Below are 11,460 nucleotides of genomic sequence, written 5' to 3'. Positions count from 1 at the left end.
CAATCGCACGAACGCCGCCCTGCGCGGCGTTCGTCGTTACTGGTCGGGCTGACGCAGGGCATCACCTGCGTTCTCTTCGTCTGCGGCATTGTCAGCGCCCAAGCGCAGGCAGTCGACAGCACCGCCAGCTACCTGCAGCGCATGGACCGCGACGGCGATGGCCGCGTCAGCCTGGACGAATACCTGGCCTGGATGAGCTACGCCTTCGACGCGCGCGACCGCGACCACGACGGCGTGCTCAGCCCTGCCGAACTGCCCGGCGGCCGCGGCCCGCCGATCACCCGCGCACAGCACATCGCCACCCTGACCGCCCGCTTCCGCAAGCAGGACACCAACGGCGACGGCTACCTCAGCGCCCGGGAACTGGCGGCGCCGCCGCAGTGAGGGACACCGATCCGGCGGGCGTTGTGCTCGTCGGTTCCGGGGCTGGCGCTGCGGTGGCCGGCGCGGAGGCGCGTCTGCGTGCAGAAACCAGGTGCAGCAGCGCGACCGAAAGAAAGGCAATGGCGGTCGCATGCGTCTGAAGGCAGACCATCACCCAGGCGAGCAGGCAGTACATCGCCGCAAGCTTCCGGTGTCTGGACGGGAGCATGGTGATGGCTCTTATCCGCACAAGCACGACGTCGCCTCGCGATGGAGTGTCCAACGCATTCGCGCACTCACGTGACGCCTTCCAGCGCCCAGGCCTTGCAGCGCTGGAAATTCTCTTCCCCATTCCAGACCTCGGTATAGGTGGGTCCGCGCACGCGTCCGATCAGTTCCAAGGCTTTCTCCCGATCGCGCGCCAGGCAGGCGAAGCGGGCAAAGTTCTGCAAATTCCATTCGTCCGAATAGGTCTTCAACACGTCATCGATGCCCGCACGCATGGTCGACCAGCGCGCCAGCGATTCGGTGAACAAGCGTTCGTCGTAGATCGATCGCGAGGCGTACCAATAGATGCGTGCATACAGTCCCTTGCCCTCACGTGCCCGCGTCCGCTCCATCGCCATCGTGGCGAAGCGTTCGATGGCGGCGGCATTGCCTCCCCATTTGGGCGAATAGAACTCGATCGCCTGGAAGTAGATCTCGTAATAAGCAGGGTATCGCGCCATCGCCTCGTCGATCAGCGCCTGGAACCTGTCATCGTCCCACTGCTGCACCTTGGCGACGCCTTCCATCTCGATGTACCACTCAGGATCCAACGATGCGATCTGCTTGTTGTCTTCAAGATACTGCCGGGTCGCTTCGATGCCGGCTTTGAACGGCGCCCAGTCCTGTGGACGGACCGTATTGGCATAGCCATTGCCGCGATGGCTCCAGGCGCGACTGGAAAGCCATGCCGCATAGGCGAGTCGTGCGCTGGGAGACTCGGATATGCCGCGATCCAACGCTTGGTGACGCTCTCCTTTTCCGCCCACGCCGCCTCGCTGTATGACCCAGTGAGGAAATAGCGATTGACGCCGCTATGCAACAGGCTCAATTTCCAGACGCCACTGGAGGTCCTGGCCTGCTTCGTTCGATAGACCGCCGCTTGCCGTTCGAGCGCCGCGATGTCGCCACTCTTCATGGCGGATTTTGCACCTTCGAAAATTGCGGTGCGTTCCTCCATCTCTTCAGCACAGGCGAGCGCAGAAACCGTCGCTGCAGCGAAAAACAGCAGCGCCGACAACAGGCGATACGTCATCTGGGGCATTGGACCCATCTCCTTGAAAAATTGCGTTTCCTTGCCAGGCACGCGGGGTCTCCGATGGAGCTGCCGGCTACCTGCACTACGGCCAGTGCGGACCTGCTCACAAACAAGAGCGACATCCCCCTGGTGTTACAGTTTCCGAATCCCGCTATCGACTCGCCGCGACCGTCCCATCATGCCCGAACTCCCCGAAGTCGAAACCACCCGGCGTGGCCTGGAGCCGCATCTGTCGGGGCGGCGCATCCATGGGGTGATCCTGCGTCGGCCGGATCTGCGCTGGCCGATTCCGCCGGAGGTGGCGGAGCGGTTGCCGGGGCAGCGCATCGAGGGCATTCGTCGGCGCGCGAAGTACCTGTTGCTGGATACCGCGGTCGGCAGTGCGCTGCTGCATCTGGGCATGTCCGGCAGCCTGCGGGTGCTGCCCGGCGATACGCTGCCGCGGGCGCACGATCACGTCGACATCAGCCTCGAAGACGGCCGGGTGCTGCGCTTCAACGATCCGCGCCGGTTCGGTTGCCTGCTGTGGCAGGCACCGGGCGAGACCCATCCGCTGCTTGCCGAGTTGGGGCCGGAGCCGCTGTCGGAGGCGTTCGACGGCGATCATCTGTTCCGGCTCAGCCGCGGCCGCACCGCGCCGGTGAAGACCTTCCTGATGGACCAGCGCATCGTGGTCGGGGTGGGCAACATCTACGCCGCCGAGAGCCTGTTCCAGGCCGGCATCAGTCCACTACGCGAGGCCGGCGAAGTCTCGCGTGCCCGCTACGCACGCTTGGCCGAGGCGGCCAAGGCGATCCTGGGCTATGCGATCCAGCGCGGCGGCACGACCCTGCGCGATTTCATCAGCCCGGACGGGGCGCCGGGCTACTTCGAGCAGGAGCTGTCGGTCTACGGCCGCGAGGGCGAGGCCTGCAAGCGCTGCGGGCGCACGCTGCGCCATGCCAGCATCGGCCAGCGCGCCAGCGTCTGGTGTAGTCACTGCCAGCGCTGAGCGACGCACGCGATCGGCGCTGCGTGCACCTGACGCAGGCGGCGCGGCGCCCGCCGCGACAACGCCAATACCGCGTTCCTGCAGCGGCTCGGCGAGACAGGCCGTCGCCACTGCAAGAGCGACTTCGCCGCGATGGGCCCTACCGGTGCCGCGCCGATTCAAGCGCTCCTGTCTGTGGACTTTTCAGTGGGCCTTATCGCGTCGTTAGCGGCTCCTGAAGAGGTCTTGCCTGCTCGCGCATGGCCGACGCGGATGTGGTCGGGTCACACAACCTTGGCGCCCCTGCTCGCCCGCCATCTCCTGCACCTTTGCGCCAGGGACGCACTCCCACGACACCCTCACCGCCACCTTCGGCGCCGCTTGTCTATGATGGGCGTCCTTTTCCGTTTCGATTCCGGCCATGCACCGACGCGATTTCCTCAAGAACGCCGCCGCCGCCTTCGCCGCCATGGGCTTGCCGGCGATGCCGATGCTCGGCCAGGCGGCCCCCGCGGTGGGCCTGCGCCGCCTGGGCAAGCCGCAGCCGTTCGACTACGCCTGGCTCAAGGGCCACGCGCGGGCCATGGCCGATGCGCCGTACCAGAGCCACAAGCGGGTGCTGCCGGCGCCGGTGGAGGGCTTGACCTGGGACCAGTACCAATCGATCCGCTACCGCCAGGACCACGCGCTGTGGGCGGCCGAGCAGGGCCCGAAGTTCCAGGCCAAGTTCTTCCACCTGGGGCTGTACTTCAAGACGCCGGTGCACATGTTCGACCTGGTCGACGGACAGGCGCAGGAACTGGCCTACGACAGCGCGGCGTTCGATTACGGCAGCAGCGGGCTGAAGGGCAAGTCGTTGCCGAAGGAGCTGGGCTTCGCCGGCTTCCGCCTCAACACCAAGCAGGACACCGAGCGCGACTTCGCCGCGTTCCTCGGCGCCAGCTATTTCCGTGCGGTCGGCAAGGAGGGCCAGTACGGCCAGTCGGCGCGCGGGCTGGCGATCGATACCGGCACCGGCGGGCCGGAAGAATTCCCGGACTTCATCGCCTACTGGCTGGAGCAGCCCAAGGCCGGCTCGGACACGGTGGTGGTGTACGCGCTGCTGGATTCGCCCAGCGTGGCCGGCGCCTACCGCTTCGCGATCACCAACGGCGATGTGCTGCTGATGGACATCGACAGCGCGCTGTATCCGCGCAAGGCCATCGAGCGCCTGGGCCTGGGGCCGTGTACCAGCATGTACCAGGTCGGCGAGAACGACCGCCGCATGGATTGGGACTGGCGCCCGGAGATCCACGACACCGACGGCCTGGCGATGTGGACCGGCGGCGGCGAGTGGATCTGGCGGCCGCTGTGCAATCCGCCGCACCTGCGCTTCAACATGTTCGTCGACGAGAACCCGCGCGGCTTCGGCCTGCTGCAGCGCGACCGCAACTTCGATCATTACCAGGACGACGGCGTGTTCTACGAGAAGCGCCCGTGCCTGTGGGTGGAGCCGAAGCAGGGCTGGGGCAAGGGCTCGGTGCAACTGGTGGAGATCCCCACCGTCGACGAGACCTTCGACAACATCGTCGCGTTCTGGAATCCGCAGGACAAGCCGCAGCCCGGCCAGGAGCTGCTGTTCGGCTACCGCCTGTACTGGGGCGCACAGCCGCCGGCGTCCTCGCCGCTGGCGCATTGCGTGGCCACCCGTACCGGCCTGGGCGGCGTGGTCGGGCAGAAGCGGCATTATTTCTCGTGGCGCTTCGCAGTGGATTTTGCCGGCGGCGAACTGGCCAAGCTGGGCAAGGAGAAGGACGCGAAGGTCGAGGTGGTGCTGCAGCTCAACCGCGGCCGTACCGAGATCGTCTCGGCGCGCCCGTTGCACGAGATTTCCGGCTACCGCGCCATGTTCGACGTGGTGCCGCCAGACGACGGCACCGAGCAGATCGACATCCGCCTGTACCTGCGCAGCGGCGAGCGCCCGCTCACCGAGACCTGGCTGTACCAGTGGACGCCGCCGCCGGCGACCGAACGCAAGCTGTACTGAGGACGCATGCGCACGTGGTGCCGATGCTTGGCATCGGCGCGTGGCGCGCTCATCCGGACGTGCGTGCACAGGCGCGGTGAGGCGATGTCGTCGCGCTTCGCTCGTCGGGACGGAAGTCCCTCCCACAAGGGAGGTTGCACTCGGTCGCGAGCATCGGTCGCGAGAAAACGCGCAGCCGTGCCAGCAAGCAGGACGACACACGAACGTCGCTTGTAGGAGGGACTTCAGTCCCGACGCATTGCTGCGTGATGAAGCCGGCCGCGCTGCGCATCCGCGGCAGAAGTTTCACTCTCAACGAGAACGGGCCGCGATGCGGCCCGTCTCTGTCTGCACGGCGCTGGCGCTCATTTCGCGTGTCGCTGCGCGTCGTCCCCTCATCCCAACCCGGGAGAGGGACTCAACAGCAGGCAGCTGACCAAGCTGGAGACAGTGTGGGAGGGACTTCAGTCCCCGGCACGCTTTGCCTCGCGCGACACGCGCGCTCAGTGCTTGGCCGGTTCCTGCGGCGGCGGGGGCGTGGCTTGCGTGCTGATGTCCTCGACATCGCCGATGTCGACCCGGCCCGGCGTGCGGCCGTCCCACACCTGGTCCTGCAGCTTCCAGTACGCGCTCGGTTCCCAGAACTGCTTGGCGTAGAACACTTCCGGATCGATGCTGCCGCCGCGTGGGCCGTTGATCGACAGCGGACCGGCTGCACCGGAGTGGCCGAGCAGGCCGCCGGTGCTGCGCATTGCTTCGCGCCGCAGCACCGCTTCCTGGCGCGGCTTGGCGACCTGATCGCCGTAGTCGGCGAGCATCGACTTGTCGAGCTTGGCCGCGCGCTTGCGCTCGTCCGGGGTCAGCTGGTTCCAGTACTCCATTTTGCGCGCGCCGAACTGGTCGTAGCCGCGCTCGGCGGCCAGCGCCATCCACAGGAAGCCCATCGTATGGTCGGCGGCGCCGCCCTGGCCTTCCCAGTACATCTCGCCCAACCGCGCCTGCGACGGCTTGTCGGCATAGCGTGCGGCCAGCTGGTACTGCTTCCTGGCCTCGGCGTACTCGCCCTTCTTGTCGGCGCGGATGCCGGCGCGGCGATAGAACAGGTCCAGGTGCGCGTCGAGGAAGCCGTCGGTGAGCACCTGCGCCGGAATGTCCTGGAAGGTGTGGTCGCCCGGGGCCGCAGCGGCGGGGCCGGGCAGGGCGAGCAGCAGGGCACAGGCCAATGCAGTGCCGCTACCGGCGAAAAATCCTTTCAACGTAAACATGTTCCTCATCCCATGAGTGCGATCGGCGCGATTCTAGGCCTGCCGCCGAAGCGGCCTCCATAGACTGATGGCATAGGCGCGGACGCCGGCGCGGAAATCGTCAGCCGCGGTTCATCGCGTTCCGACGCGACGCACCAGCGCGGTGCGTCGACTGATGCATTCGGGTTACAGCGGCAGCGCGATCTGCAGCGGATCGATGCGCCCTTCGCCGCGCATGATCTTCTTGAACTCGGGGCGGCTGACCGACACATAGCGCTCGTTGCCGCCGATCTCCACCTGCGGACCGTCCTGCACCGCATGGCCGTTCTCGTCCACGCGCACGGTCATCGTCGCCTTGCTGCCGGTGTGGCAGATGGTCTTGATCTCCTGCAGTTCGTCGGCCCAGGCCAGCAGGTACTGGCTGCCCTCGAACAGCTCGCCGCGGAAATCGGTGCGCAGGCCGTAGCACAGCACCGGGATGCGCAGCCGGTCGACCACTTCGCTGAGCTGCCAGACCTGCGCGCGGCTGAGGAACTGGGCTTCGTCCACCAGCACGCAATGCAGCGGCCCGTGGCTGGCGATGTCGGCGTCGATCGTCGCCAGCAGATCGGTCTCGGCGCCGAAACCCATGCCGTCGGCGCGCAGGCCGATGCGCGAAGCAACGACGCCGCTGCCGGCGCGGTGGTCCAGCCGCGGCGTCAGGATCGCCGTGCGCATGCCGCGCTCGCGGTAGTTGTGCGCCGACTGCAGCAGCGTGGTGGTCTTGCCGGCGTTCATCGCCGAATAGTAGAAATACAGTTTCGCCATGCCGCCGATTCTAGCGCGGCCGCCGCGCGCGCCGGTGCCGCCAGACCGGTCCACGAACCGGTTCAGGGGCGGCGGACAGGCGGCGCTGAACCGCCGGCCGGCGCCCGGTACAATGCGCGGCCAAGGGAAGTCTTCATGCACGGTCTCAATCCTCCCCAACGCGCCGCGGTCCTGCATTGCGAGGGTCCGTTGCTGGTGCTGGCCGGCGCCGGCAGCGGCAAGACCCGCGTGATCGTGGAAAAGATCGCGCACCTGATCGCCAGCGGCCGCTACCCGGCCAAGCGTATCGCCGCGATCACCTTCACCAACAAGTCGGCCAAGGAAATGCGCGAACGCGTGGCCAAGCGCATCCGCAGCGAAGCCGCCGACGGCCTGACCATCTGCACCTTCCACGCCCTGGGGCTGAAGTTCCTGCAGATCGAACATGCCGCGGTGGGCCTGAAGCGCGGTTTCTCGATCTTCGACGCCGACGATGCCGCTGCGCAGATCAAGGACCTGATGCCCGGCGCCAAGCCCGATGCGATCGAGGACGCCAAGAACCTGATCTCGCGCGCCAAGAACGCCGGGCTGTCGCCGGAACAGGCGATGGCGGCGGCGCGCAGCAATCGCGAGCAGGAAGCGGCCAGCCTGTACGAGCGCTACCAGGCGCGGCTGAGTACCTTCAACGCGGTGGACTTCGACGACCTGATCCGCTTGCCGGTGCAGGTGCTGGAGGAGAACGAGGACATTGTGATGGCCTGGCGCGAACGCATCGGCTACCTGCTGGTGGACGAAAGCCAGGACACCAACGATGCGCAGTACCGGCTGCTCAAGATGCTGGCCGGCCCGCGCGGCAACTTCACCTGCGTGGGCGACGACGATCAGAGCATCTACGCCTGGCGCGGCGCCAACCCGGAAAACCTGATGCAGATGGGCCGCGACTACCCGGCCCTGCAGATCATCAAGCTGGAGCAGAACTACCGCTGCTCCAACCGCGTGCTGCGCGCGGCCAACGCCTTGATCGCGCACAACCCGCACGAGCACCTGAAGACGCTGTGGAGCGACCAGGCCGACGGCGAGCGCATCCGCGTGTGGGAGTGCCGCGACAGCGAACACGAGGCGGAGAAGGTGGCCGCCGAGATTGCCTACCTGGGCACTGCCAAGCAGGTGCCGTGGAGCGACTTCTGCATCCTGTTCCGTGGCAACTTCCAGTCGCGGCCGCTGGAGAAGGCGCTGCAGATGGCCAGCGTGCCGTACCACATCACCGGCGGCACCGCGTTCCTGGAGCGGCAGGAGGTCAAGGACGTGCTGTCCTGGCTGCGCCTGCTGGTCAATCCCGACGACGACGCGGCGTTCCTGCGCGCGGTGCAGGCGCCCAAGCGCGAGGTCGGCGCGACCTCGCTGGCCAAGCTGGCCGAACTGGCCTCGGCCAAGCACCTGCCGATGTCGCGCGCGGCCGAGTCGGTGGGCGCGCTGCAGCAGTTGCCGCCGCGCGCGGCCAACGGCCTGAGCGACTTCGTCGACATCCTGCACGAACTGCGCACGGCCTCGACCACGTTGTCCTCGGCCGACGTGGTGCGCCAGCTCGCCGAACAGTCGGGGTTGGTCCGCGAGCTGCGCAGCCAGTGCAAGGACGAAGCGAGCTTCCAGCGCCGCCGCGGCAACCTGGAGGAACTGGCCAAGTGGTTCGAAGGCGGCCCGCGCGGCGCCACCGTCGGCGACCTGGCCGCGCAATTGGCGCTGCTGTCGCGCAACGACAAGGACGACGGCGGCAACCAGGTGCGGATGATGACCATGCACGCGTCCAAGGGCCTGGAGTTCCGCTACGTGTTCATCGTCGGCTGCGAGGACGGCGTGCTGCCGCACGAGGTCAGCCTGGAAGAGGGCAACCTGCAGGAAGAGCGGCGCCTGCTCTATGTGGGCATCACCCGCGCCAAGGAGCAGCTGTGGATGAGCTACAGCAAGCTCACCCGCAAGTTCGGCGAGCACATCCGGCTCAAGCCCAGTCGCTTCTTCGACGAGATCCCGGCCGAGGAAATGCAGCGCGACGGCGCCGACCCGGTGGCCGACGCGGCGCGCAAGAAGGAGCGTGCGAATGCGGGGTTGGCGGCGATCCAGGCGTTGTTTGATTAGAAGCGGGGATTGGGGAATCGGGATTGGGGATTGGTAACGGCGGGTGCGTCGCGCTGCTCCCTTCTCCCCTCGGGAGAAGGTGCCCCGAAGGGGCGGATGAGGGTACGGGCGAAGCCTCGTGTACCCACACTCCGCGAGTCGCTTCGCGCCGTACCCTCACCCCAACCCCTCTCCCGGAGGGAGAGGGGCTTGATGCGGACGCGTTCACGCGTGTTGAGAACGCAAGCAAACGTGCCTGCAGGGGCTTGCGGACAGCAGTGAGATTGCACTGTGGGAGGGACTTCAGTCCCGACGCAGTGCAGTGTGCCGAAGCCGGTGGCGCCTGCATTGCCGTATGAATTCCACCCGCAAAACGAGAACGGGCCGCGCAAGGCGGCCCGTCTCCGGTTTGACGCTTCTGCTGCTTACGCCGACAAGTGCTCGATCGCAGCGACGCTGCCGAGGCGGTCGCCCAGGCGCTTGAGCAGGGCCAGGCGGTTGCGGCGCAGCGCCGGGTCGTCGGCGTTGACCATCACCCCGTCGAAGAAGGCGTCCACCTGCGGGCGCAGCCGCGCCAGGAAGTTCAGCACGGTGACGTAATCGTGCTGGCGCAACGCGCCGTCGGTTTCGGCGATCGCCGCTTCCACCGCCTCGGCCAGCGCGCGCTCGGCCGGCTCGCGCAGCAGGCCGACGTCGACCTGCGCCGGAATCTCGCCCTCGGCCTTGCGCAGGATGTTGCGGATACGCTTGTTGGCCGCGGCCAGCGCCTCGGCCTCCGGCAAGGCGGCGAAGGTGCCGATCGCGTCGATGCGGCGGTCGAAGTCGTAGAGCGAAGCTGGCTGCAGTTCCGCCACCGCATTGAACTGCGTTGTCGGCACACCCTTGTCGGCGTAGTAGCCGCGTAGACGGTCGAGGATGAAGTCGTAAATTTCTTCTGCAAGAGAACCCTTCAGCGACGCAGATACAGTCACGCCGGACGACGTCTTTATTCCTGCTTTCTTCGCGGTAATAAGCGCTTGAATTTTCTCGCGCGCGCTAACGTCAGCAAGTGCGTGTTGAACTTGGATCAGGGCAGAGCCGAGCATTTCTTCCAGATCCACATCAAACCCACTCTCAATCACCGTCCGCGCCAACCCCAGCGCATTGCGCCGCAGCGCGAACGGATCCTTGTTGCCGGTGGGCTTCAGCCCGGCCGCGAACCCACCAGCCAGCGTGTCCAAACGTTCGGCAATTGCCAGCACCTTGCCCAGCGGCGACAGGGCGATGTCGTCGCCTGCGAAGCGCGGCTGGTAGGCCTCGTCGATGGCCAGGGCGATCTCGCTCGGCTCACCGGCCGCGACCGCGTAGTGGCGGCCGGCGATGCCCTGCAGTTCCGGGAACTCGTTGACCATGCGCGACTGCAGGTCGTTCTTGCTCAGCTCGGCGGCGCGACGCGCCTGCGCGGGGTCCACGCCGACGTGCGCGGCGATCGCCTCGGCCAGCGCGGCCACGCGCTGCACCTTGTCGGCGATGCTGCCGAGCTTGGCCTGGTAGGTGACGCTGGCCAGGCCGGCGCCCATCGCCTCCAGGCCCTGCTTGAGGTCTTCGTCGAAGAAGAACTTGGCGTCGGCGAAGCGCGGGCGGATCACCCGCTCGTAGCCCTTGGCCACTTCGGCGACATCGCGCGAGACGATGTTGGCGATGCCGATGAAGTGCTCGGTGAGCTTGCCGCCGTCGTCCAGCACCGGGAAGAACTTCTGGTTGCTCTCCATGGTCTCGATCAGCGCTTCCTGCGGCACCGCCAGGAACGCCGGCTCGAACTTGCACAGCACCGCCGACGGCCACTCGACCAGGTTCACCACCTGCTCCAGGTTGTCGGCGGCGATGCGCGCGCTGCCGCCGGCCTCACGCGCGGCCTGTTCGACCTCGGCGACGATGCGCGCGCGGCGCACGTCCGGGTCCACCAGCACCTGCGCGGCCTGCAGTGCGGCCACGTAGTCGCCCGGCTGCGCCAGCGGCACCGGCGCATCGTGCAGGAAGCGGTGGCCGCGGCTGTCGCGGCCGGCCTCCACGCCGAACAGCGGCATCGGCACCACCTCGCCGCCGAACAGCAACACCAGCCACTGCACCGGTCGCGCGAAGCCGTAGTCGTGATCGCCCCAGCGCATCGGCTTGGGGATCGGCATCGCCGCGATCGCCTCGCGCAGGATCTCCGGCAGCAGCGTGGCGGTGCGCGCGCCCGGGTTCACCGCGCGATGCACGAAGCGCTCGCCCTTGGCGTCGCTGGTGCGCTCCAGCGCGGTCCAGTCGATCCCGGCCTTGGCGGCGAAACCCTGCAGCGCCTTGGTCGGCTGGCCGTCGGCGTCCAGCGCGATGTTGAGGTAAGGGCCGAGCACTTCCGCGCGCTGCTCCGGTTGCTCGACTGCCACGCCCGGCAGCAGCACCGCCAGCCGGCGCGGCGAGGACAGCGGCTTGGCGTCGCCGCGCTCGACCGCGATGCCGCGCTTCTCCAGCCCGGCGATCACGCCGTCGAACAGCGCCTGGGCCAGGCCCGGCAATGCCTTGACCGGCAGTTCCTCGGTGCCCAGTTCGATCAGCAGGGGAAGGTGTTGGCTCATGTGTCGGACCTTGCTAGCGGTTTTTCCCTTCTCCCTGCGGGAGAAGGTGCCCCGAAGGGGCGGATGAGGGGGCGGGCGCC

8 protein-coding genes are annotated in these 11,460 nt (G+C 67.4%); 4 read left to right on the top strand and 4 right to left on the bottom strand.

Translation table 11 applies throughout. From position 1 onward, the window contains the following. Nucleotides 1-39 precede the first annotated feature (39 nt). Nucleotides 40-384, top strand: a complete 345-nt coding sequence (locus ACP93_RS16350) for an EF-hand domain-containing protein (RefSeq protein ID WP_048491746.1) — start codon at nt 40-42, stop codon at nt 382-384. A 275-nt stretch (nt 385-659) separates the two neighbouring features. Here the strand turns inward: ACP93_RS16350 and ACP93_RS20860 are convergent, their stop codons facing one another. Next, nucleotides 660-1,397 (bottom strand): hypothetical protein, encoded by a 738-nt coding sequence (locus ACP93_RS20860; protein WP_204243711.1) that lies wholly within the window; start codon nt 1,395-1,397, stop codon nt 660-662. Between the two features lie 447 nt (nt 1,398-1,844). Between ACP93_RS20860 and mutM the strand changes: the two genes are divergently transcribed. Both mutM and ACP93_RS16335 read left to right on the top strand, forming a co-directional pair. Then, nucleotides 1,845-2,657, top strand: a complete 813-nt coding sequence (mutM, locus tag ACP93_RS16340; protein ID WP_048491722.1) for a bifunctional DNA-formamidopyrimidine glycosylase/DNA-(apurinic or apyrimidinic site) lyase — start codon at nt 1,845-1,847, stop codon at nt 2,655-2,657. A gap of 400 nt (nt 2,658-3,057) precedes the next feature. Further along, nucleotides 3,058-4,662, top strand: coding sequence for an OpgD/OpgG family glucan biosynthesis protein (locus ACP93_RS16335; protein ID WP_048491721.1), 1,605 nt, complete (start codon nt 3,058-3,060; stop codon nt 4,660-4,662). Between the two features lie 482 nt (nt 4,663-5,144). Here ACP93_RS16335 and ACP93_RS16330 read toward each other — a convergent pair whose 3' ends face one another. After that, nucleotides 5,145-5,906 (bottom strand): Sel1 repeat protein, encoded by a 762-nt coding sequence (locus ACP93_RS16330; protein ID WP_048491720.1) that lies wholly within the window; start codon nt 5,904-5,906, stop codon nt 5,145-5,147. A gap of 165 nt (nt 5,907-6,071) precedes the next feature. Next, entirely contained in the window at nt 6,072-6,692 is a 621-nt protein-coding gene (locus ACP93_RS16325; RefSeq protein ID WP_048491719.1) for a thymidine kinase, read from the bottom strand. Between the two features lie 135 nt (nt 6,693-6,827). On the opposite strand from ACP93_RS16325, the gene rep reads away from it, so the two are divergent. Then, the gene (gene rep, locus ACP93_RS16320; RefSeq protein ID WP_048491718.1) at nt 6,828-8,804 is read left to right on the top strand and encodes a DNA helicase Rep; all 1,977 of its coding nucleotides are present in this window, start codon (nt 6,828-6,830) and stop codon (nt 8,802-8,804) included. 404 nt (nt 8,805-9,208) lie between these two features. Here the strand turns inward: rep and glyS are convergent, their stop codons facing one another. Then, nucleotides 9,209-11,380, bottom strand: a complete 2,172-nt coding sequence (glyS, locus tag ACP93_RS16315) for a glycine--tRNA ligase subunit beta (protein WP_048491717.1) — start codon at nt 11,378-11,380, stop codon at nt 9,209-9,211. Between the last annotated feature and the right edge of the window lie 80 nt (nt 11,381-11,460).

This window comes from Xanthomonas sp. NCPPB 1128 (assembly GCF_001043115.1).
GTDB lineage: Bacteria > Pseudomonadota > Gammaproteobacteria > Xanthomonadales > Xanthomonadaceae > Xanthomonas_A.
Note: the sequence above shows the minus strand (reverse complement) of the source record. Positions and strands in the feature narration are given on the sequence as shown.

What these genes read in the sequence shown, in the direction of transcription:
- mutM (WP_048491722.1), top strand. Translation starts at nt 1,845, where the DNA reads ATGCCCGAACTCCCCGAAGTCGAAACCACCCGGCGTGGCCTGGAGCCG.
- glyS (WP_048491717.1), bottom strand. Translation starts at nt 11,380, where the DNA reads ATGAGCCAACACCTTCCCCTGCTGATCGAACTGGGCACCGAGGAACTG.
- ACP93_RS16330 (WP_048491720.1), bottom strand. Translation starts at nt 5,906, where the DNA reads ATGTTTACGTTGAAAGGATTTTTCGCCGGTAGCGGCACTGCATTGGCC.
- ACP93_RS16335 (WP_048491721.1), top strand. Translation starts at nt 3,058, where the DNA reads ATGCACCGACGCGATTTCCTCAAGAACGCCGCCGCCGCCTTCGCCGCC.
- ACP93_RS16325 (WP_048491719.1), bottom strand. Translation starts at nt 6,692, where the DNA reads ATGGCGAAACTGTATTTCTACTATTCGGCGATGAACGCCGGCAAGACC.
- rep (WP_048491718.1), top strand. Translation starts at nt 6,828, where the DNA reads ATGCACGGTCTCAATCCTCCCCAACGCGCCGCGGTCCTGCATTGCGAG.